Source organism: Pseudomonas sp. Root71 (assembly GCF_001429045.1).
GTDB lineage: Bacteria > Pseudomonadota > Gammaproteobacteria > Pseudomonadales > Pseudomonadaceae > Aquipseudomonas > Aquipseudomonas monachiensis.
In genome coordinates, this window is the sequence record NZ_LMHY01000026.1 from 1 (window position 1) to 19,794 (window position 19,794).

The following is a 19,794-nucleotide window of genomic DNA, read 5'->3' on the forward strand; positions in this document are numbered from 1 at the left end:
GCGGTTGCCGACGCAGCGGGCGAGCGAGATCGAGCAACTGCTGCCCCATCAGTGGATGCCTGCCTGATCTGTGCAAGGTGTGTTCGCTGGCCGCTTACACTGCATCAGCAGTGGCTTATGGCCTGTTGGGTCTCTGCTATTGATTGGGTCACCCAATACATAAGCGTAAGAATTCAAACCGCCTCTGCCAAATGGACTAAAACTATCCGGGCTGTTAAAGCGCATCAACACTGGATTAAACGCTCGATATCCGTTCCCCAACAAATAATGCCCAGTCAGCGGATCCGGTCGCTCGCCATTAAAGCCAAGCAGGCTGAGTAGCCCACTTGTAGAGGGGCTGTGACCGTAGGGCGAATAGGCGATAGATTGTGGGTGATGATTGGTCTTGGTTGTCTGCAATATCGAGCGCTGTTGATCGTTGGCCAGAAGTGTGGTGTGGTGCACATCACCGTCAGTTTGCTGTTGCGCCAACAACTGGTCGCCGTGTTGGACGATGGAATAGCTTATCTTCCCCTGTATCTCTGTGCTCAGGCGGTTTTTGCAGTAGAAACGCTGGTGCTCTTGCTCGCCTGGCATCATGTTACCGACCAGCCGGTCGAGAGCATCATAATGATAATGGCACAGCAGAGTTCCTTATTGGGCTGTCATGGGATGAACACCTCGGAAATCCTAAGTGAAGGAGTTCAGTATTGAATGACTAGCGAGATTGGGGTACTAGCAGAACTGATAGATCTACTGCGCAAGTAGCAGGTTAGGCAACTGCAATTCGAGATGTCTCGACAGCGGATGATGGTCATCTCATTGGATATCTTTCAGATAATCCTTGAGCGCAACGAGCGGGGCATCAAGCAGTTCAATCGTCTGGCTACTGGAAAATTCAGCTGCGAGTCTCTGCAACTCCCGCCCCAACGGCTTATCCACACCCCCAATGGCCTCCAGCGCTAACCCCACACACTCATCCACCTTCAACTGAATCGTCTCAACATCCCCCCGCCGCACCAGCAGCTCAAACACATCCCGCTGATAGTCACCCATGACCAGATCGTCACGCAAAATCGGGCTTGAATCTTCCGATTCATAAGCCAGTTTGAGGGAGAAAAGGGCGACGGTTTCAAGGTGCAATTCCATGGGGGGAATCCTTGTGAAATGTTCTTCCGGCGAGGAGGGCAGAAGAGAAGCGAGATCAAAAGATCGCAGCCTTCGGCAGCTCCTACAGGTCGGCGCGTTTGTCGGTGGGGTGTCAGGTGCTTTTCTGCAGGCGAAAAAAAAGGCCTTGCAAAGCAAGACCTTTCTTAATTTTGGTGCCCCGAGGGAGACTCGAACTCCCACTCCTTTCGAAAACGGATTTTGAATCCGCCGCGTCTACCAATTCCGCCATCAGGGCTCAATGGCGGCGAAGTATAGAGATGAGATAACCGCTGGTCAATCAGGTACATGGAGAATTTTTGATATTTCCGCTAGACTTCCCGGCCCTGCTAGACGACACCCCATCATGCGCGTTGCTGACTTTACTTTCGAGCTCCCTGATTCGCTGATCGCCCGCCATCCGCTGGCCGAGCGGCGCAATAGTCGCCTGTTGACCCTGGATGGGGTCAGCGGCGCCCTGGCACACCGTCAATTCACTGATTTGCTGGAGCATTTGCGCCCCGGCGATTTGATGGTGTTCAACAATACCCGGGTGATTCCGGCGCGGCTGTTTGGCCAGAAGGCTTCCGGCGGCAAGCTGGAAATCCTGGTGGAGCGGGTGCTCGACAGTCATCGTGTGCTGGCCCATGTGCGTTCCAGCAAGTCGCCCAAGCCGGGGTCGAAGATCCTCATCGACGGCGGTGGCGAGGCCGAGATGTTGGCGCGTCATGACGCGTTGTTCGAGTTGGGCTTTGCCGAAGAGGTGTTGCCGCTGCTCGACCGTGTGGGGCATATGCCGCTGCCTCCTTATATAGACCGCCCGGATGAAGGCGCCGACCGTGAGCGTTACCAGACCGTCTACGCCGAGCGTTTGGGCGCGGTGGCGGCGCCGACGGCGGGGCTGCATTTCGATCAGGTGCTGATGGAGGCGATTGCCGCCAAGGGCGTCGAGACTGCGTTCGTGACCTTGCACGTCGGCGCTGGCACGTTCCAGCCGGTGCGCGTGGAGAAGCTCGAAGATCACCACATGCACAGCGAATGGCTGGAAGTCGGCCAGGACGTGGTCGATGCCGTTGCCGCCTGCCGCGCTCGCGGTGGTCGTGTGGTGGCGGTGGGGACCACCAGTGTGCGCTCCCTGGAAAGCGCCGCCCGCGATGGCGTGCTCAAGCCGTTCAGCGGCGATACAGACATTTTCATTTACCCTGGCCGGCCGTTTCATGTGGTCGATGCCTTGGTCACCAATTTCCATTTGCCCGAATCCACGTTGTTGATGCTGGTTTCGGCGTTCGCCGGTTATCCCGAAACCATGGCTGCCTACAAGGCCGCCGTGGACAACGGTTACCGCTTTTTCAGCTACGGTGATGCGATGTTCATCACGCGTAATCCTGCGCCGACTGCCCCTAAAGAATCGGGCCCAGAGGAAACAGTATGAGTCGCACCTGTCGTATGTCTTTCGAGCTGCTGGCCACTGATGGCAAGGCTCGTCGCGGTCGTTTGACCTTCCCGCGCGGTACCGTCGAGACCCCGGCCTTCATGCCGGTGGGCACCTACGGCACGGTCAAGGGCATGCTGCCACGGGATATCGAGGCGACTGGCGCTGAAATCATTCTGGGCAACACCTTCCACCTGTGGCTGCGCCCGGGCACGGAAGTGATCAAGAAGCACGGCGACCTGCACGATTTCATGCAGTGGAAAGGCCCGATCCTGACTGACTCCGGCGGTTTCCAGGTGTTCAGCCTGGGCGCCATGCGCAAGATCAAGGAGGAGGGCGTGACCTTCGCTTCCCCGGTCGACGGCGCCAAGGTGTTCATGGGCCCGGAAGAGTCGATGCAGGTCCAGCGTGACCTGGGCTCCGACATCGTGATGATTTTCGACGAATGCACGCCGTACCCGGCGGACGAAGACGTCGCCCGTATCTCCATGGAATTGTCCCTGCGTTGGGCCAAGCGTTCCAAAGAAGCCCATGGCGACAACACGGCGGCGCTGTTCGGCATCGTGCAGGGCGGCATGCACCAGGACCTGCGCATGCGCTCCCTGGAAGGCCTCGACAAGATCGGCTTCGACGGCCTGGCCATTGGCGGCCTGTCGGTGGGCGAGCCGAAGCACGAGATGATCAAGGTGCTGGATTACCTGCCGGGCATGATGCCGGCTGACAAACCTCGTTACCTTATGGGCGTTGGCAAACCGGAAGACTTGGTTGAGGGTGTGCGCCGCGGTGTGGACATGTTCGATTGCGTGATGCCAACCCGTAATGCCCGCAATGGGCATCTGTTCATTGATACCGGCGTGCTGAAGATCCGTAACGCGTTCCATCGCCATGATGATTCGCCGCTCGATCCGACCTGCGATTGCTATACCTGCCAGAACTTCTCCCGCGCTTATCTGCATCACCTGGACAAGTGCGGCGAAATGCTGGGAAGCATGCTCAATACCATCCATAACTTGCGTCATTATCAAGTGCTTATGGCTGGTTTGCGCGAGGCTATTCAACAGGGTACATTGGCCGCCTTTGTCGATGCCTTCTACGCCAAACGCGGGTTACCTGTTCCGCCTTTGGACTGAGTTTTCTGACCCCAAGATTCAACATTTGCAACTGGAGTGCTAAATGAGCTTTTTTATCTCTAATGCCATGGCTGACGCCGCTGCACCTGCTGCTGCCGGCCCAATGGGCGGCGGTTTCGAGTGGATTTTCCTGGTCGGTTTCCTGGTCATCTTCTACCTGATGATCTGGCGTCCACAGGCCAAGCGCGCCAAAGAGCAGAAGAATCTGCTGAGCAGCCTGCAGAAAGGCGACGAAGTTGTGACCACCGGCGGCATCGCCGGCAAGATCACTAAAGTTGCAGACGATTTCGTTGTTCTGGAAGTTTCCGACACCGTCGAAATGAAATTCCAGAAAGGCGCCATCGCTGCCACGCTGCCAAAAGGCACGCTCAAAGCGATCTAAGTTTCAACTTCATATTCAATCGACGGGGCGCGCAAGGCGCCCCGCGTCATAAACGGGCGGCGTGATGCTGAACAAATATCCTCTGTGGAAATACATTCTGATCCTGGCGGTGCTGGCGGTCGGTCTGATTTATTCCGCTCCCAATCTTTATCCTGATGACCCGGCCATTCAGGTCAGCGGTGCAAGCACTGCACTGCAAGTCAATCAGGCTGATCTGGATCGTGTGAGCGCTGCGCTCAAGGAATCCGGGATCAACGTCAAGGCTGCCACCCTGGCTGCCAACGGCAAGGGCGGCCTGATTCGCCTGACCAAGGCTGAAGACCAACTGCCGGCCAAGGACGTTGTCCGCAAGGCGTTGGGTGATGACTACGTCGTTGCATTGAACCTGGCACAAACCACACCGCAATGGCTGCGCAGCCTCGCCGCGCACCCGATGAAGCTGGGTCTGGACTTGTCCGGTGGTGTGCACTTCCTGCTGGAAGTGGACATGGACAAAGCCCTCGACGCACGCCTGAAAGTCTACGAAGGCGACGTCAAGAGCCTGCTGCGCAAAGAAAAACTGCGTTATCGCAGCCTGCCGCAACTCGATGGTGCCATTCAGCTGGGCTTCTCTGATGAAGCGACCCGCGAACAGGCCCGTTCGATCATTCGCAAGAACTTCAACGATTTCGACATTGTTCCGGCCGACCTCAATGGCCAACCGGTGCTGCGTCTGGCGATGACCCCGGCCAAGCTGGCGGAAATCCGCGAATACTCCATCAAGCAGAACTTGACCACGGTACGTAACCGCGTCAACGAGCTGGGTGTTGCCGAGCCGATCGTCCAGCGTCAGGGCGCCAACCGCATCGTGGTTGAGCTGCCAGGCGTGCAGGACACCGCCGAAGCCAAGCGTATCCTCGGCAAGACGGCCAACCTCGAGTTCCGCCTGGCCGCTGAGCCTGGCGCTTCGAAAGCCACTTCCGAATCCTTCGAGTTCCGCGAGGGCAACCGTCCTCCTGCGCTGATCGAGCGTGGCCTGATCATCACCGGTGACCAGGTCACCGACGCCAAGGCTGGCTTCGGCGAGCACGGCACCCCGGAAGTGAACATTCGTCTGGACGGTCACGGCGGCGAGCTGATGAGCCGTGCGACCCGTTCGAACGTCGGTCGCAGCATGGCGGTGATCTTCATCGAGCAGCGTCCGGTTACCACCTACACCAAGCAGATGGTCAACGGCGTCGAGAAAGACGTGGCGGTCCAGAGCTTCAAGGAAGAGAAGAAGATCATCAGCCTGGCGACCATCCAGTCGCCGCTGGGTGCTCAGTTCCGCATCACTGGCCTGAACGGCCAGGGCGAGTCGTCCGAACTGGCGCTGCTGCTGCGTGCCGGTGGTCTGGCTGCTCCGATGTACTTCGCTGAAGAACGCACCATCGGCCCGAGCCTGGGTGCCGACAACATCACCAAGGGTATCGATGCATCGCTGTGGGGCATGCTGTTCGTCTCGCTGTTCATCATGGCCATCTACCGCTTCTTCGGCCTCATCGCCACCGTCGCACTGGCGGTGAACATGGTGATGCTGCTGGCCCTGATGTCGCTGCTGGGTGCAACGCTGACCCTGCCGGGTATTGCCGGTATCGTGTTGACCATGGGTATGGCGGTCGACGCCAACGTGCTGATCTTCTCGCGGATCCGTGAAGAGATCGCCGCCGGCATGACCGTGCAGCGCGCAATCAACGAAGGCTTCGGCCGGGCATTCACCGCGATTCTCGACGCCAACCTGACAACACTGTTGGTCGGCGGCATCCTCTTTGCCATGGGCACAGGTCCCGTCAAGGGCTTCGCAGTGACCATGTCCCTCGGGATCTTTACCTCGATGTTCACGGCCATCATGGTGACCCGCGCGATGGTCAACCTGATCTTCGGCGGTCGTGACTTCAAGAAGTTGTGGATTTAAGGGGCTGCCATGTTACGTACAATCAACTTCATGGGCGTTCGCAACTTTGCGTTCGGCGTCACATTGTTCCTTACCGCACTGGCGTTGTTCAGTGTTGCCACCAAGGGCATGAACTGGGGCCTGGACTTCACCGGCGGTACGCTCATCGAGCTGACCTACGAGCGTCCGGCTGACGTCACCCAGGTGCGTGAGCAGCTGGTGAAATCGGGTTATCACGAAGCCATCGTGCAGAACTTCGGTGCAACCACCGACCTGCTGGTGCGCATGCCTGGCGAAGACCCGCAACTGGGTCACCAGGTAGCCGAGGCCTTGCAGAAGGTCGGTGGCGAGAACCCGGCGACGGTCAAGCGCGTCGAGTTCGTCGGCCCGCAGGTGGGTGAAGAGCTGCGCGACCAGGGCGGCCTCGGCATGCTGATGGCGCTGGGCGGCATCCTGATCTACCTGGCTTTCCGCTTTCAGTGGAAGTTTGCGGTCGGTGCGATCGTTTCCCTGATCCACGACGTGATCGTGACCATCGGTATCCTGTCGTTCTTCCAGATCACCTTCGACCTGACGGTGCTGGCGGCGGTACTGGCGATCATCGGTTACTCGCTCAACGACACCATCGTGGTATTCGACCGGGTTCGCGAGAACTTCCGTGTACTGCGCAAGGCCAGCCTGATCGAGAACATCAACATCTCGACCACGCAAACCCTGCTGCGGACCATGGCGACTTCGATCTCCACCCTGCTGGCGATCGCGGCCCTGCTGTTCTTTGGTGGCGACAACCTGTTCGGCTTCTCCATCGCCCTGTTCATCGGTGTTCTGGCGGGTACTTACTCGTCGATCTACATCGCCAACGTGGTGCTGATCTGGCTGAACCTGAGCACGGAAGACCTGATTCCTCCGGCCAATACCGAGAAGGAAGTCGACGACCGTCCTTGAAGGCAAAGTCTTTAAGCGATGTAGTCCAAAAAAGGCGCGAGTTGAACTCGCGCCTTTTTTTGTGCTCCAAGGCTGGGAGAAGCGCGGACACGTTCCGCATGTGATGGTCCAGGAGGTTCATGTGAACAAGTCGATGCTGGTTGGTGCTGTACTGGGTGCTGTCGGTGTAACTGCCGGGGGTGCTGTGGCCACCTACAGCCTGGTTAAACAAAGCGGTCCTGAGTTTGCTCAGGTTCTAGCCGTTGAACCGGTCAAGACACAAATCAAGACTCCACGTGAAGTGTGCAAGGATGTAGCGGTCACCCGGCAGGCGCCGGTGAAAGATCAACACCAGATCGCCGGTACGGTGGTCGGTGCATTGGCAGGTGGTTTGCTGGGTAACCAGATCGGTGGCGGCAGCGGTAAGAAGATCGCCACGGTCGCGGGTGCTGTCGGTGGTGGTTACGCCGGCAACAAGGTGCAGGAAGGCATGCAAGAGCGTGACACCTACACCACGACCCAGACCCGTTGTAATACGGTGAATGACATCAGCGACAAGGTCGTGGGTTACGACGTGCGCTATTCGCTGGACGGCAAGGAAGGCAAGGTGCGCATGGATCGTGATCCAGGCAACCAGATTCCGGTGGATAAGGAAGGCAAGTTGATCCTGTCTGAGAATCAGGCGGCTCAGTGATCTGCTGATGCCGGATTAAAAAAGAAGCACCCTGCGGGGTGCTTTTTTTGTGCCCACGATTTATGCATCACCGCCAACCCTCTGTGGGAGCGAGCTTGCTCGCGATGACGGTGTCACATTCAGCATATGAGGTGACTGATACCCCGCTATCGCGAGCAAGCTCGCTCCCACAGGGGGTTGTAGTGTTTTGAAGGGCGATTTTCAGGCATAAAAAAAGCACCCCGAAGGGTGCTTTCTCTGTCGCTGGAAGCTTAGCGCTTCAGCGAGGCCGGCAGGTGCGGCTGGATCGCCGTCAGCACTGCCTTGAAGCACTTGGTGTTACCGGCAACGACGTGGCCTTTCTCAAGGAAGTCGTGACCGCCGGTGAAGTCGCTCACCAAACCGCCAGCTTCCTGGATCAGCAGGGCGCCTGCAGCCATGTCCCATTCGGACAGGCCCGATTCCCAGAAGGCGTCGAAACGGCCGGCAGCCACGTAGGCCAGGTCCAGGCTCGCGGAACCGGCGCGGCGGATGCCGGCGGTCTGGCCAACCAGGGCGCGGAACATGCCCAGGTAGTTGTCGAGGTTGTCCATCTGGTCGTCACGGAACGGGAAGCCGGTACCCAGCAGGGCGCCGTCCAGGCTGGTGCGACCGCTGACGCGCAGGCGACGACCGTTCAGTTGGGCGCCGCGACCACGGCTGGCGGTGAATTCTTCCTGGCGAACCGGGTCCAGGACAACAGCGTGTTCCAGGCGACCGCGGTATTTGCAGGCGATGCTGACAGCGAAGTGAGGGATGCCGCGCAGGAAGTTGGTGGTGCCGTCCAGTGGGTCGATGATCCACAGGTACTCTTCGCCTTCGATGCCGGAGCCGGCGTGCATACCGGTCTCTTCACCCAGGATCGAGTGATTAGGGTAGGCCTTGCGCAGGGCGTCGATGATTTTCTGTTCGGCGGCGCGATCCACCTCGGATACGTAATCCTTGGCGTCTTTTTCGTCGACCTTGATGGTATCCAGGCGCTCGATGGAGCGGAAGATCAATTCACTGGCGCTGCGGGCGGCGCGCAGCGCGATATTCAGCATGGGCTGCATGGATGTGTCACCTAAGGTTGTTAAAGAAAGCCGGGCATTCTATCAGAAAGTTTCTACAGGAGAAGGACGACGTTCGCTTTCATGGCTTAACGGTAGCTACAGCTGTAAGATTCCGCTCCCGATTATCGTGTTCGAGAGCGCCTCCCTTGCTGCAAAACATTCGTGTCGTCCTGGTCAATACCAGCCATCCGGGCAATATCGGCGGGGCTGCGCGTGCCATGAAGAACATGGGGCTGTCGCGGCTGGTGCTGGTCGAGCCTCGTCAGTTCCCGCATCACGAGGCTGATGCTCGTGCTTCCGGTGCCGGGGACATCCTTGAAAGCGCGCAAGTCGTCGCCACCTTGGAAGATGCCTTGGTCGGCTGCAATCTGGTGCTTGGCACCAGTGCCCGCGACCGGCGTATTCCCTGGCCGTTGCTCGATCCCCGCGAATGCGGCACGAAAGTGGTCGAGGAAGCCGGGCAGGGCGCCCAAATCGCCTTGGTGTTCGGTCGTGAAGATTCCGGCCTGACCAACGAAGAGCTGCAGCGATGTCATTATCACGTGCACATTCCATCAGACCCTGAGTTCAGTTCGCTGAACCTTGGGGCGGCGGTGCAGGTGTTGGGTTATGAAGTGCGCATGTCCTGGCTGGCGGCCCAAGGTCAGCCGAGCAAGGTCGAGAAGGAAGAAGTGGCTTCGGTCAAAAGCGCGGAGCTTGCGACCATGGACGAGCTGGAACGATTCTATGAGCACCTGGAGCAGACCCTGGTGGCCATCGAATTCCTCGATCCGGAAAAGCCACGGCACTTGATGGCGCGCCTGCGCCGGTTGTACGGACGCAGCTCGGTCAGCCGGGCGGAAATGAATATTTTGCGTGGCATCCTCACGGAAACCCAGAAAGCGGCCCGTGGTGAGCTCCTTAAGCGGAAGGATTAATGATGTTCGAGCGTTTGCGTGAAGATATCCAGAGCGTATTCCACCGAGACCCGGCGGCGCGTAACGCTTTTGAAGTCCTGACTTGCTACCCCGGCATGCATGCCATCTGGATTCACCGTTTGTCGGCGATGCTGTGGCGCGCTGACCTGAAATGGCTGGCGCGGCTGGTGTCGAACTTCGGTCGCTGGTTGACCGGGATCGAGATCCATCCGGGTGCCAAGGTCGGTCGTCGCTTCTTCATTGACCATGGCATGGGCATCGTCATCGGTGAAACCGCCGAGATCGGCGATGACGTGACTATTTACCAGGGCGTGACCCTGGGCGGCACCAGCTGGAACAAGGGCAAGCGTCACCCGACCCTGGGTGATGGCGTCGTGGTCGGGGCGGGCGCGAAGGTGCTCGGTCCGTTCACTGTCGGTGCCGGGGCCAAGGTCGGTTCCAATGCGGTCGTGACCAAGGAAGTACCGCCGGGTGCCACTGTAGTGGGGATTCCGGGGCGGATCATCGTCAAGCCCGACGAAGAGCAGGACGCCAAGCGCAAGGCCATGGCCGAGAAAATCGGCTTCGATGCCTACGGCGTGACTGAAGACATGCCCGACCCGGTGGCTCGCGCCATCAACCAGTTGCTCGATCACTTGCAGGCGGTCGATGGGCGCCTGGAGGGGATGTGCGGGGCGTTGAAGGATCTGGGCAGCAATTACTGTGCGAAAGATCTGCCTGAACTGCGTGAGGAAGACTTTGCCTGTGTGAAGGACAAGGGTCAGCAGACTGGCTGATGCCTTTGTGTAGGAGCTGCCGAAGGCTGCGATCTTTTGATCTTAGAGGGCAAGATCAAAAGATCGCAGCCTTCGGCAGCTCCTACGCAGGTCGCATTTAGACAATGGCAGAGCGCCGACCGGTGTGCCATTACGCCACAGACCCTGCTATGATGCGCCCGCTCTTTTGCGGGTAATCCCGACTAAAGTACTAGGTCTAATAGTTGACTTAAATACTCGGGAATTGCATACTCGCCTCATTCCGAACTCCGTGGTAATTGTCCATGCGACTGACTACAAAAGGCCGATACGCCGTGACCGCCATGCTTGACCTGGCGTTACACGCGCAGCACGGGCCCGTGTCCCTGGCCGATATCTCCGAGCGCCAAGGCATCTCCCTGTCCTACCTCGAACAGCTTTTCGCCAAGCTGCGCCGCAGCAACCTGGTGTCCAGCGTTCGCGGTCCGGGCGGTGGCTACCAATTGTCCCGCGACATGCAGGGCATCCAGGTCGCCCAGGTGATCGATGCGGTGAACGAATCGGTCGATGCAACCAAATGCCAGGGCCAGGGTGATTGCCACTCCGGTGACACTTGCCTGACTCACCACTTGTGGTGTGACCTGAGCCTGCAGATCCACGAATTTCTGAGCGGTATCAGCTTGGCTGACCTTGTGACTCGCCGTGAGGTGCAAGAAGTAGCCCAGCGCCAGGACCAACGCCGTTGCAATAGCAAGGCGCCACGCCTGGACAAGATTGAAGCGTCCGCCGTCGAATGACTGCCAGAGAGCTAGCGGCACGCCAGCCAGCCTGATTTAGGAGATAGTCCATGAAATTGCCGATTTACCTTGATTACTCTGCGACTACCCCGGTTGATCCGCGTGTCGCGCAAAAGATGAGTGAATGCCTGCTGGTCGACGGAAACTTCGGTAACCCGGCGTCCCGTTCCCATGTGTTCGGCTGGAAAGCCGAAGAGTCCGTCGAAAACGCCCGTCGTCAGGTGGCCGATCTGGTCAACGCCGACCCGCGTGAAATCGTCTGGACCTCCGGTGCTACCGAGTCCGACAACCTGGCAATCAAGGGTGCGGCACATTTCTATGCCACCAAAGGCAAGCACCTGATCACCACCAAGATTGAGCACAAGGCTGTCCTGGACACCATGCGCCAACTGGAGCGTGAAGGTTTTGAAGTGACCTACATCGAGCCTCGTACCGACGGCTTGGTAACTCCTGAGATGATCGAAGCCGAACTGCGCGACGACACCATCCTGGTTTCGGTCATGCACGTGAACAACGAAATCGGCACCATCAACGACATCGCAGCGATCGGCGAACTGCTCCGCTCCAAGGGCATCCTGTTCCACGTCGACGCCGCCCAGTCCACCGGCAAGGTCGAGATCGATCTTTCGAAGCTGAAAGTCGACATGATGTCGTTCTCCGCCCACAAGACCTACGGTCCTAAAGGCATCGGCGCCCTGTACGTAAGCCGCAAGCCGCGCGTACGTATTGAAGCGACCATGCACGGTGGCGGCCACGAACGCGGCATGCGTTCCGGCACCCTGGCGACCCACCAGATCGTCGGCATGGGTGAAGCTTTCCGCGTGGCCAAGGAAGACATGGCTGCCGAGAACGCACGCATCAAGGCGTTGAGCGACCGCTTCTACAAGCAGGTCGAGCACCTGGAAGAGCTGTACGTCAACGGCAGCCTGACCGCCCGCGTTCCGCACAACCTGAACCTGAGCTTCAACTACGTTGAAGGCGAGTCGCTGATCATGGCGCTCAAGGATCTGGCGGTTTCGTCCGGTTCGGCCTGCACCTCGGCGTCCCTGGAGCCTTCGTACGTACTGCGCGCCCTGGGCCGCAACGACGAACTGGCACACAGCTCGATCCGCTTCACCTTCGGCCGTTTCACCACCGAAGAAGAAATCGACTACGCCGCGCAGAAAGTCTGCGAGGCCGTTACCAAGCTGCGCGCTCTGTCGCCGCTGTGGGACATGTACAAAGACGGTGTCGACATTTCGAAAATCGAGTGGGCGGCACACTGATTTCAAGTCGCCGCAATCAGCCCTGTAAACTCAGGTTTCAGGGCTTCAAGAGCGACTCTCTGATGAGTGAGGATTAAGAATCATGGCTTACAGCGAAAAGGTCATCGACCACTACGAAAACCCGCGCAACGTCGGCAAGATGGATGCGCAAGATCCTGATGTCGGCACCGGCATGGTCGGCGCTCCGGCGTGCGGCGACGTGATGCGCCTGCAGATCAAGGTCAACGACGCCGGTATCATCGAAGATGCCAAGTTCAAGACCTACGGCTGCGGTTCGGCTATCGCTTCCAGCTCCCTCGCCACCGAGTGGATGAAGGGCAAGACCCTGGACGAAGCGGAAACCATCAAGAACACCCAGCTGGCTGAAGAACTGGCCCTGCCGCCAGTGAAAATCCACTGCTCGGTACTCGCTGAAGACGCCATCAAGGCGGCCGTTCGCGATTACAAGCAGAAGAAAGGCTTGATCTGATTTTCGAGTTTTGGCGACGAGTAAGGAGTCACCGATGGCTATCAGCATGACAGAAGCGGCTGCTCGACACGTGCGGCGCTCCCTCGACGGGCGCGGCAAAGGTGAAGGGATTCGTCTGGGTGTTCGCACCACGGGCTGTTCCGGCCTTGCCTACGTGCTGGAGTTTGTCGACGAGGTGGTTGCAGAGGACCAGGTGTTCGAAAGTCACGGCGAAAAAGTGATCATCGACCCGAAAAGCCTCGCTTACCTGGACGGCACCGAGCTCGATTTCGTCAAGGAAGGGTTGAACGAAGGCTTCAAGTTCAACAACCCCAACGTACGCGGTGAATGTGGCTGCGGCGAAAGCTTCAACATCTGAGGCTTGTCGTGGGTACTCCTTGTCATTTCGCTTTATTTGAGCTGCAACCGAGTTTCGATCTGGACCTCGATCAGCTGGCTACGCGCTACCGTGAGTTGGCGCGCAGTGTTCATCCGGACCGCTTTGCCGACGCTTCCGAGCGTGAGCAGCGGTTGGCGCTGGAGCAATCCGCGAGCCTCAACGAGGCCTACCAGACGCTCAAGAGTCCACCCAAGCGCGCGCGTTACCTGCTCGCCTTGAATGGTGGCGAGCTGCCGCTGGAGGTCACGGTGCATGATCCGGAGTTCCTTCTGCAGCAGATGGAGCTGCGTGAAGAGCTCGAAGACCTGCAGGACAGCGCCGACCTCAATGGCGTTGCCGTCTTCAAGCGTCGCCTGAAGGCTGCCCAGGATGAACTGAACCAAAGCTTCGCAGCTTGCTGGAACGATGCCGCGCACCGTGAACAGGCCGAACGCCTGATGCGGCGCATGCAGTTCCTCGACAAGCTCACCTACGAAGTGCGCCAGCTGGAAGAGCGCCTCGACGATTAACCCAGTGCCGCTCCGGTCGCACGCCTGATATACAGATAAGTCCTGATAACGATGGCCCTACTGCAGATCGCCGAACCCGGCCAAAGTCCTCAACCGCACCAGCGTCGTCTGGCTGTGGGGATCGACTTGGGCACTACCAATTCGCTGGTCGCTGCATTGCGCAGTGGTCTTTCCGAGCCGCTTGCCGACGCAGAAGGGCAGGTCATCCTGCCGTCTGCCGTGCGCTACCACGCCGATCGCGTCGAGGTGGGCGAATCCGCCAAGCTGGCTGCCGCTACCGATCCCTTGAACACTGTGCTGTCGGTCAAGCGCTTGATGGGTCGTGGTCTGTCCGACGTCAAGCAGCTTGGTGATCAGTTGCCGTACCGCTTTGTCGGTGGCGAGTCGCACATGCCGTTCATCGACACGATCCAGGGCCCGAAAAGCCCGGTGGAAGTCTCCGCCGACATCCTCAAGGTCCTGCGCCAACGCGCTGAAGCGACCCTGGGTGGTGAGCTGGTGGGCGCGGTGATCACCGTTCCGGCCTATTTCGACGACGCCCAGCGTCAAGCCACCAAGGACGCGGCCAAGCTGGCCGGTCTGAACGTGCTGCGTTTGCTCAATGAGCCGACCGCTGCGGCCGTGGCTTATGGTCTGGACCAGCACGCTGAAGGCCTGGTCGCGATCTACGACCTGGGCGGCGGTACCTTCGATATTTCGATTCTGCGCCTGACCGGCGGTGTCTTCGAAGTTTTGGCCACCGGTGGCGACAGCGCCCTGGGTGGCGATGACTTCGACCACGCGATCGCTGGCTGGATCATCGAGAGCGCCGGTCTGTCCGCCGACCTCGATCCGGGTGCGCAACGCAATTTGCTGCAAACCGCCTGTGCGGCCAAGGAAGCCCTGACCAATGCTGCGGCCGTTGAGGTTGCCCATGGCGACTGGAAAGCCGAGCTGACCCGCGAAGCCTTCAATGCGCTGATCGAGCCAATGGTTGCTCGCAGCCTGAAAGCCTGCCGCCGCGCTGTTCGTGATTCCGGTATCGAACTGGAAGACGTGCACGCCGTAGTCATGGTCGGTGGTTCGACTCGCGTGCCTCGCGTTCGCGAAGCCGTCGCCGAAGCCTTCGGTCGCCAGCCGCTGACTGAAATCGACCCGGATCAAGTGGTAGCCATCGGTGCTGCGATCCAGGCCGATACCCTGGCGGGCAACAAGCGCGATGGCGGCGAACTGTTGCTGCTGGACGTGATTCCGTTGTCCCTGGGGCTGGAAACCATGGGCGGCCTGATGGAGAAGGTGATTCCGCGCAACACCACCATCCCCGTCGCCCGCGCCCAGGACTTCACCACTTATAAAGACGGCCAGTCGGCCATGGCCATCCACGTATTGCAGGGCGAGCGCGAGCTGATCAGCGACTGCCGCTCCCTGGCGCGCTTCGAGCTGCGCGGCATTCCGGCGATGGTGGCTGGCGCGGCGAAGATCCGCGTGACCTTCCAGGTCGACGCCGACGGTCTGCTCAGCGTTTCCGCCCGTGAGCTGGGTTCGGGAGTTGAGGCCAGCATCCAGGTCAAGCCGTCCTACGGTCTGACCGACGGCGAAATCGCCAGGATGCTCAAGGATTCGTTCCAGCACGCCAATGACGACAAGGTTGCCCGCGTACTGCGCGAGCAGCAGGTCGACGCCCAGCGCCTGATCGAGGCGGTACAGGCTGCCCTGGAGGCCGATGGCGAGCGCTTGCTCGATGCCGAAGAGCGCCTGGTCATCGACATGCAGGTGCAGGAACTGACCGAACTGATGAAAGGTACCGATGGTTACGCCATCGAGCAGCAGACCAAGCGTCTGTCGCAAGTGACCGACGCCTTTGCTGCCCGCCGCCTGGACTCGACGGTGAAAGCCGCGCTGGCGGGGCGCAACCTGAATGAGATTGAGGAATAACGATGCCGCAGGTCATTTTTCTGCCACACGAGAAGTTTTGCCCCGAAGGTATGGTTGTTGAGGCTGAAACAGGTATTTCCATCCTCGAGCTGGCCCATGAGCACCACATCGAGATGGAAAGCGCTTGCGGCGGCGTCTGCGCCTGCACCACCTGCCACTGCATCATCCGCGAGGGTTTCGACTCGCTGGAAGAGGCTGACGAGCTGGAAGAGGACTACCTTGATAAGGCTTGGGGTCTTGAGCGCGAGTCCCGTCTGGGGTGCCAGGCCAAGGTCGGTACCGAAGACCTGACCGTCGAGATTCCGAAGTACTCGCTCAACCACGCAGCCGAAGCACCGCACTGATTCAAGGAATTGTCATGAAACTCAAGTGGACTGATGTGCTGGAGATCGCGATCCAGCTGGCTGAAAGCAAGCCCGACGTGGACCCTATGTCGGTCAACTTCGTCGATCTGCGTAAATGGGTGATGGAACTGCCCGATTTCGACGACATGCCTGAGCATTGTGGCGAAAAGATCCTGGAGGCCATTCAGGCCCACTGGATCGAAGAACGCGAGTAGGAGCTGACTCGCGAAGCGAGGCTGCGATCTTTTCCATCCGCTTGAGTTTCAAGCACGGGATCGGGATCAAAGGATCGCAGCCTTCGGCAACTCCTACAGAAGGTAGGCGTCGCGACCGTCACTCAGTTAGGCAATACCCGAGAACCCGCGTATAATTCGCGGGTTTAATTTTTCGTAAATTACCGTTTCTGGAGTTACACCATGGCTGTTCAACGTACTTTCTCCATCATCAAGCCTGACGCCGTTGCTAAAAACGTGATCGGCGAGATCACCACTCGTTTCGAAAAAGCTGGCCTGCGCGTTGTAGCTTCGAAACTGAAGCAACTGTCCAAAGCTGAAGCCGAAGGCTTCTACGCTGAGCACAGCGCTCGTGGTTTCTTCAACGACCTGGTTGCTTTCATGATCTCCGGTCCGGTTGTCGTTCAGGTTCTGGAAGGCGAAAACGCTATCGCTCTGAACCGTGAGCTGATGGGCGCTACCAACCCTAAAGAAGCTGCTGCCGGCACCATCCGTGCTGACTTCGCTGACTCCATCGACGCCAACGCTGTACACGGTTCGGACTCCGAAGCCGCTGCCGCTCGCGAAATCTCGTACTTCTTCGCAGCTACTGAAGTAACCACTCGCTAAGCATTGGCTTAAGAGTGAAGGTGAATCCATGACTACATCGACTGTAAAAACTAACCTGCTGGGTCTGACTCAGCTGGAAATGGAAAAATTCTTCGACTCAATCGGGGAGAAGCGTTTCCGTGCCGGTCAGGTAATGAAATGGATTCACCACTTTGGTGTCGATGATTTCGATGCCATGACGAACGTCAGCAAGGCCTTGCGCGAAAAGCTCAAGACTGTTGCCGAGGTCCGTGGTCCGGAAGTGGTCAGCGAGGACATCTCCAGCGACGGCACCCGCAAGTGGGTGGTGCGCGTGGCGTCCGGCAGCTGCGTCGAGACCGTATACATTCCCCAGGGCAAGCGCGGTACCTTGTGCGTTTCGTCCCAGGCAGGCTGTGCCCTGGATTGCAGTTTCTGCTCCACCGGCAAGCAAGGCTTCAACAGCAACCTCACCGCCGCCGAAGTCATCGGCCAGGTGTGGATTGCCAACAAATCCTTTGGTAGCGTCCCGGCAACCGTCGACCGTGCCATCACCAACGTGGTGATGATGGGCATGGGTGAGCCGCTGCTGAACTTCGACAACGTCGTCGCGGCCATGCATCTGATGATGGACGACCTGGGCTACGGCATTTCCAAGCGCCGTGTGACCCTGTCGACCTCCGGCGTGGTGCCGATGATCGATGAGCTGTCCAAGCACATCGACGTCTCCCTGGCGTTGTCCCTGCACGCACCGAATGACGCATTGCGTAACCAATTGGTGCCGATCAACAAGAAGTATCCGCTTAAGATGCTGCTCGAGTCGTGCCAGCGCTACATGTCGAACCTCGGCGAAAAGCGCGTGCTGACCATCGAATACACCTTGCTCAAGGACATCAATGACAAGGTCGAGCACGCCGTGGAGATGATCGAGCTGCTCAAGAACATCCCGTGCAAGATCAACCTGATCCCGTTCAACCCGTTCCCGCACTCCGGTTACGAGCGCCCGAGCAACAACGCCATCCGGCGTTTCCAGGATCAGCTGCATCATGCCGGCTTCAACGTCACCGTCCGCACCACCCGTGGTGAAGACATCGACGCGGCCTGTGGTCAATTGGTAGGGCAGGTGCTGGATCGCACCCGTCGCAGCGAACGTTATATCGCCGTGCGTGAACTCAACGCCGAGAACGATGTAGCGCAAGACGCCGCGAAATAACCGAGAGAGGATCTCTATGTCCCTGCGCTTTGCGCTGCTTTTGCTGTTGGCCAGCCTGTGTGCTGGCTGCGTGCTTTCGGGCGACTACAACCCGATGAAGACCAGCAAGGGCCGTGATGAGGCGCGTGAGGCGTACGTGCAACTTGGTATCGGGTATTTGCAACAAGGCATGACCGAGCGCGCCAAGGTTCCACTGAAGAAAGCGCTGGAGCTCGATGGCTCCGACCCTGATGCCAACGCGGCGCTGGGGCTGGTGTTCCAGGCCGAGATGGAACCGGAACTTGCCGACGAGCATTTTCGCAAGGCGCTGGCTTCCCGTCCCGCCGATGCACGAATCCTCAATAACTACGGCAGTTTTCTGTTCGAGCAGAAACGTTACAACGAAGCCTACGAGCGCTTCGAGCAAGCCGCTGCCGATACCCTGTATCCTGAGCGTTCGCGGGTGTTCGAGAACCTGGGCATGACCGCTGCAATGCTCGGTCAGCGCGATCTGGCCCAACAGCAACTGGAAAAAGCCCTGCGCCTGAACCACCAACAACCACGTGCATTGCTGGAAATGGCTGAGTTGTCTTACGAAGACAGGCATTATGTGCCCGCGCGTGACTATTACGACCGTTTTAGCCAGCTCTCCGAACAAAATGCACGTAGTCTATTGCTCGGCGTTCGGCTGGCAAAAGTGTTCGAAGACCGCGACAAGGCCGCAAGCAAAGGCCTGCAACTAAAAAGACTCTATCCCGGTACGCCGGAATATCAGCAATACCTGTCGGAGCAATGATGAAAGCGGCGCATCCCGAAGTTGTAGCAGCGAATCGCGTAAACCCCGGTGAGACTTTACGCCAGGCCCGCGAAAGCAATGGCTGGTCGCTGGCCGAAGTGGCCCTCAAGCTCAACCTCACCACCACTTCCCTGAGCAATCTGGAAGCCGGCGCCTTCGACAAGCTGCCCGGGCATACGTTTGCTCGCGGTTACATTCGCGCCTATGCCAAATTGCTCGGCATGGACCAGGCCGTTCTGGTCCAGCAATTCGATCAATCCACCGGTACCGACTCCCAGGGCAGCAATGTTCACAGCCTGGGTCGTATTGAAGAGCCTGTGCGGGTTTCCCACACCATTTTGCGAATCGTCAGCCTGCTGTTGCTGGTCGCGGTGATCGGTGGCGGGTTCGTCTGGTGGCAGGATCAGACCTCGATGCGCACCAAGGACCTGATCGGTCTGGCGCCAGAACACGTTGAAGTCGAAGGCGCCGACGGTACGACACAGATTCATCCGCTGGACGAGCCGGAAGACCAGGCCGTCGCGGAAGGTCAATCCGACGGCGGAACCGCCCTCGCGCTGCCACAGGCCGACGCTGCGGCCGAAGCACCAGAACAGGCTCAAGTGACTGCGCCAGCCGCCCCGGCAGCGCCGACCGCGCCAGCCGCACCTGCCCATACCACCGCGCCTGTTGTCGCAGCACCGGTGATCCCGGCAGCTCCAGTCGTTCCGGCCCCGGTGGCGACTGCACCGGTAACCGCTCCTGCTCAAGCCGCGCCAGTGGCCGGTGAAGGCCAGGTCCAGGTGCAGTTCACCTCCGATTGCTGGACACAAGTGACCGACGGTAGCGGCAAGGTGCTGTTCAGCGGTCTCAAACGCAAAGGCGACAGCCTGGCAGTCAATGGCAAGCCTCCGTTTGCCGTGCGTCTGGGCTTTGCCCGCGGCGCTCAGGTCAGCTACAACGGCCAGCCGGTCGATGTCGCTCCGTTCACCAGTGGCGAGACTGCTCGCCTGAAGTTGGGTCAATAAGT

The 19,794-nt window shown here is 59.1% G+C and carries 22 protein-coding genes, 1 tRNA gene and 1 pseudogene; 20 read left to right on the plus strand and 4 right to left on the minus strand.

Features of this window, described 5'->3' with window-relative positions:
* Positions 1–108: 108 nt before the first annotated feature.
* The 3 genes and pseudogenes from ASD95_RS28795 to ASD95_RS18525 form a co-directional block, all read right to left on the minus strand.
* Positions 109–627 (minus strand): annotated as a pseudogene (locus tag ASD95_RS28795) (RHS repeat-associated core domain-containing protein); the annotation flags it as partial.
* Between the two features lie 171 nt (positions 628–798).
* Positions 799–1,128, minus strand: coding sequence for a hypothetical protein (locus ASD95_RS18520; RefSeq protein ID WP_056721284.1), 330 nt, complete (start codon positions 1,126–1,128; stop codon positions 799–801).
* Positions 1,129–1,299: 171 nt separating this feature from the next.
* A tRNA-Leu gene (locus ASD95_RS18525) sits at positions 1,300–1,384 on the minus strand.
* A gap of 108 nt (positions 1,385–1,492) precedes the next feature.
* Between ASD95_RS18525 and queA the strand changes: the two genes are divergently transcribed.
* The 6 genes from queA (at position 1,493) to ASD95_RS18555 (ending at position 7,599) form a co-directional block, all read left to right on the plus strand.
* Positions 1,493–2,557 carry a tRNA preQ1(34) S-adenosylmethionine ribosyltransferase-isomerase QueA gene (gene queA, locus ASD95_RS18530; RefSeq protein WP_056721282.1) on the plus strand — a complete coding sequence of 355 codons (1,065 nt, stop codon included), beginning with the start codon at positions 1,493–1,495 and terminating at the stop codon, positions 2,555–2,557.
* 14 nt (positions 2,558–2,571) lie between these two features.
* Positions 2,572–3,687, plus strand: a complete 1,116-nt coding sequence (gene tgt, locus ASD95_RS18535) for a tRNA guanosine(34) transglycosylase Tgt (RefSeq protein ID WP_162130301.1) — start codon at positions 2,572–2,574, stop codon at positions 3,685–3,687.
* 43 nt (positions 3,688–3,730) lie between these two features.
* Positions 3,731–4,069, plus strand: a complete 339-nt coding sequence (gene yajC / locus ASD95_RS18540) for a preprotein translocase subunit YajC (RefSeq protein ID WP_007916913.1) — start codon at positions 3,731–3,733, stop codon at positions 4,067–4,069.
* Positions 4,070–4,133: 64 nt separating this feature from the next.
* On the plus strand, positions 4,134–6,002 hold the full coding sequence (gene secD / locus ASD95_RS18545; protein WP_056721279.1) for a protein translocase subunit SecD: 1,869 nt from the start codon (positions 4,134–4,136) through the stop codon (positions 6,000–6,002).
* 9 nt (positions 6,003–6,011) lie between these two features.
* Positions 6,012–6,926: a protein translocase subunit SecF gene (secF, locus tag ASD95_RS18550; protein WP_056721278.1), complete on the plus strand. Its 915-nt coding sequence runs from the start codon at positions 6,012–6,014 to the stop codon at positions 6,924–6,926.
* A gap of 121 nt (positions 6,927–7,047) precedes the next feature.
* Positions 7,048–7,599, plus strand: a complete 552-nt coding sequence (locus ASD95_RS18555) for a glycine zipper 2TM domain-containing protein (RefSeq protein WP_056721275.1) — start codon at positions 7,048–7,050, stop codon at positions 7,597–7,599.
* A 251-nt stretch (positions 7,600–7,850) separates the two neighbouring features.
* Here ASD95_RS18555 and suhB read toward each other — a convergent pair whose 3' ends face one another.
* Positions 7,851–8,669, minus strand: a complete 819-nt coding sequence (gene suhB, locus ASD95_RS18560) for a type III secretion system regulator SuhB (protein ID WP_008057724.1) — start codon at positions 8,667–8,669, stop codon at positions 7,851–7,853.
* Positions 8,670–8,815: 146 nt separating this feature from the next.
* On the opposite strand from suhB, the gene trmJ reads away from it, so the two are divergent.
* The 14 genes from trmJ (at position 8,816) to ASD95_RS18630 (ending at position 19,792) form a co-directional block, all read left to right on the plus strand.
* Positions 8,816–9,586, plus strand: coding sequence for a tRNA (cytosine(32)/uridine(32)-2'-O)-methyltransferase TrmJ (gene trmJ / locus ASD95_RS18565; protein ID WP_056721272.1), 771 nt, complete (start codon positions 8,816–8,818; stop codon positions 9,584–9,586).
* A gap of 2 nt (positions 9,587–9,588) precedes the next feature.
* Positions 9,589–10,362 carry a serine O-acetyltransferase gene (gene cysE / locus ASD95_RS18570; protein WP_056721270.1) on the plus strand — a complete coding sequence of 258 codons (774 nt, stop codon included), beginning with the start codon at positions 9,589–9,591 and terminating at the stop codon, positions 10,360–10,362.
* Between the two features lie 263 nt (positions 10,363–10,625).
* Entirely contained in the window at positions 10,626–11,117 is a 492-nt protein-coding gene (gene iscR, locus ASD95_RS18575; protein ID WP_003227911.1) for a Fe-S cluster assembly transcriptional regulator IscR, read from the plus strand.
* A gap of 50 nt (positions 11,118–11,167) precedes the next feature.
* Positions 11,168–12,382 carry an IscS subfamily cysteine desulfurase gene (locus tag ASD95_RS18580; RefSeq protein ID WP_056721268.1) on the plus strand — a complete coding sequence of 405 codons (1,215 nt, stop codon included), beginning with the start codon at positions 11,168–11,170 and terminating at the stop codon, positions 12,380–12,382.
* A gap of 82 nt (positions 12,383–12,464) precedes the next feature.
* A complete protein-coding gene (gene iscU, locus ASD95_RS18585) occupies positions 12,465–12,851 on the plus strand; it encodes a Fe-S cluster assembly scaffold IscU (protein WP_056721266.1) in 387 nt (128 codons plus the stop codon).
* Positions 12,852–12,885: 34 nt separating this feature from the next.
* The gene (iscA, locus tag ASD95_RS18590; protein ID WP_003227904.1) at positions 12,886–13,209 is read left to right on the plus strand and encodes an iron-sulfur cluster assembly protein IscA; all 324 of its coding nucleotides are present in this window, start codon (positions 12,886–12,888) and stop codon (positions 13,207–13,209) included.
* Positions 13,210–13,217: 8 nt separating this feature from the next.
* Complete coding sequence (gene hscB / locus ASD95_RS18595) at positions 13,218–13,739, plus strand: co-chaperone HscB (protein WP_046040913.1); 522 nt, start codon at positions 13,218–13,220, stop codon at positions 13,737–13,739.
* A gap of 51 nt (positions 13,740–13,790) precedes the next feature.
* Positions 13,791–15,653, plus strand: coding sequence for a Fe-S protein assembly chaperone HscA (gene hscA, locus ASD95_RS18600; protein WP_056721263.1), 1,863 nt, complete (start codon positions 13,791–13,793; stop codon positions 15,651–15,653).
* A 2-nt stretch (positions 15,654–15,655) separates the two neighbouring features.
* Entirely contained in the window at positions 15,656–15,997 is a 342-nt protein-coding gene (fdx, locus tag ASD95_RS18605) for an ISC system 2Fe-2S type ferredoxin (protein ID WP_007998670.1), read from the plus strand.
* Between the two features lie 14 nt (positions 15,998–16,011).
* Positions 16,012–16,212 (plus strand): Fe-S cluster assembly protein IscX, encoded by a 201-nt coding sequence (gene iscX, locus ASD95_RS18610; RefSeq protein WP_056721260.1) that lies wholly within the window; start codon positions 16,012–16,014, stop codon positions 16,210–16,212.
* 201 nt (positions 16,213–16,413) lie between these two features.
* Positions 16,414–16,839, plus strand: coding sequence for a nucleoside-diphosphate kinase (ndk, locus tag ASD95_RS18615; RefSeq protein ID WP_007903599.1), 426 nt, complete (start codon positions 16,414–16,416; stop codon positions 16,837–16,839).
* 28 nt (positions 16,840–16,867) lie between these two features.
* A complete protein-coding gene (gene rlmN, locus ASD95_RS18620) occupies positions 16,868–18,010 on the plus strand; it encodes a 23S rRNA (adenine(2503)-C(2))-methyltransferase RlmN (RefSeq protein ID WP_056721259.1) in 1,143 nt (380 codons plus the stop codon).
* A 16-nt stretch (positions 18,011–18,026) separates the two neighbouring features.
* Positions 18,027–18,785, plus strand: coding sequence for a type IV pilus biogenesis/stability protein PilW (gene pilW, locus ASD95_RS18625; protein ID WP_056721257.1), 759 nt, complete (start codon positions 18,027–18,029; stop codon positions 18,783–18,785).
* Positions 18,785–19,792: a RodZ domain-containing protein gene (locus ASD95_RS18630; protein ID WP_056721255.1), complete on the plus strand. Its 1,008-nt coding sequence runs from the start codon at positions 18,785–18,787 to the stop codon at positions 19,790–19,792. Before pilW ends, ASD95_RS18630 begins: the two co-directional genes overlap by 1 nt.
* Positions 19,793–19,794: the final 2 nt, after the last annotated feature.

Excerpts from the sequence above, each read along its gene's own strand:
- ASD95_RS18520 (WP_056721284.1), bottom strand. The coding sequence starts at position 1,128 with ATGGAATTGCACCTTGAAACCGTCGCCCTTTTCTCCCTCAAACTGGCT.
- queA (WP_056721282.1), top strand. The coding sequence starts at position 1,493 with ATGCGCGTTGCTGACTTTACTTTCGAGCTCCCTGATTCGCTGATCGCC.
- tgt (WP_162130301.1), top strand. The coding sequence starts at position 2,572 with ATGTCTTTCGAGCTGCTGGCCACTGATGGCAAGGCTCGTCGCGGTCGT.
- yajC (WP_007916913.1), top strand. The coding sequence starts at position 3,731 with ATGAGCTTTTTTATCTCTAATGCCATGGCTGACGCCGCTGCACCTGCT.
- secD (WP_056721279.1), top strand. The coding sequence starts at position 4,134 with ATGCTGAACAAATATCCTCTGTGGAAATACATTCTGATCCTGGCGGTG.
- secF (WP_056721278.1), top strand. The coding sequence starts at position 6,012 with ATGTTACGTACAATCAACTTCATGGGCGTTCGCAACTTTGCGTTCGGC.
- suhB (WP_008057724.1), bottom strand. The coding sequence starts at position 8,669 with ATGCAGCCCATGCTGAATATCGCGCTGCGCGCCGCCCGCAGCGCCAGT.
- cysE (WP_056721270.1), top strand. The coding sequence starts at position 9,589 with ATGTTCGAGCGTTTGCGTGAAGATATCCAGAGCGTATTCCACCGAGAC.
- iscR (WP_003227911.1), top strand. The coding sequence starts at position 10,626 with ATGCGACTGACTACAAAAGGCCGATACGCCGTGACCGCCATGCTTGAC.
- ASD95_RS18580 (WP_056721268.1), top strand. The coding sequence starts at position 11,168 with ATGAAATTGCCGATTTACCTTGATTACTCTGCGACTACCCCGGTTGAT.
- iscU (WP_056721266.1), top strand. The coding sequence starts at position 12,465 with ATGGCTTACAGCGAAAAGGTCATCGACCACTACGAAAACCCGCGCAAC.
- iscA (WP_003227904.1), top strand. The coding sequence starts at position 12,886 with ATGGCTATCAGCATGACAGAAGCGGCTGCTCGACACGTGCGGCGCTCC.
- hscA (WP_056721263.1), top strand. The coding sequence starts at position 13,791 with ATGGCCCTACTGCAGATCGCCGAACCCGGCCAAAGTCCTCAACCGCAC.
- fdx (WP_007998670.1), top strand. The coding sequence starts at position 15,656 with ATGCCGCAGGTCATTTTTCTGCCACACGAGAAGTTTTGCCCCGAAGGT.
- iscX (WP_056721260.1), top strand. The coding sequence starts at position 16,012 with ATGAAACTCAAGTGGACTGATGTGCTGGAGATCGCGATCCAGCTGGCT.
- ndk (WP_007903599.1), top strand. The coding sequence starts at position 16,414 with ATGGCTGTTCAACGTACTTTCTCCATCATCAAGCCTGACGCCGTTGCT.
- rlmN (WP_056721259.1), top strand. The coding sequence starts at position 16,868 with ATGACTACATCGACTGTAAAAACTAACCTGCTGGGTCTGACTCAGCTG.
- pilW (WP_056721257.1), top strand. The coding sequence starts at position 18,027 with ATGTCCCTGCGCTTTGCGCTGCTTTTGCTGTTGGCCAGCCTGTGTGCT.
- ASD95_RS18630 (WP_056721255.1), top strand. The coding sequence starts at position 18,785 with ATGAAAGCGGCGCATCCCGAAGTTGTAGCAGCGAATCGCGTAAACCCC.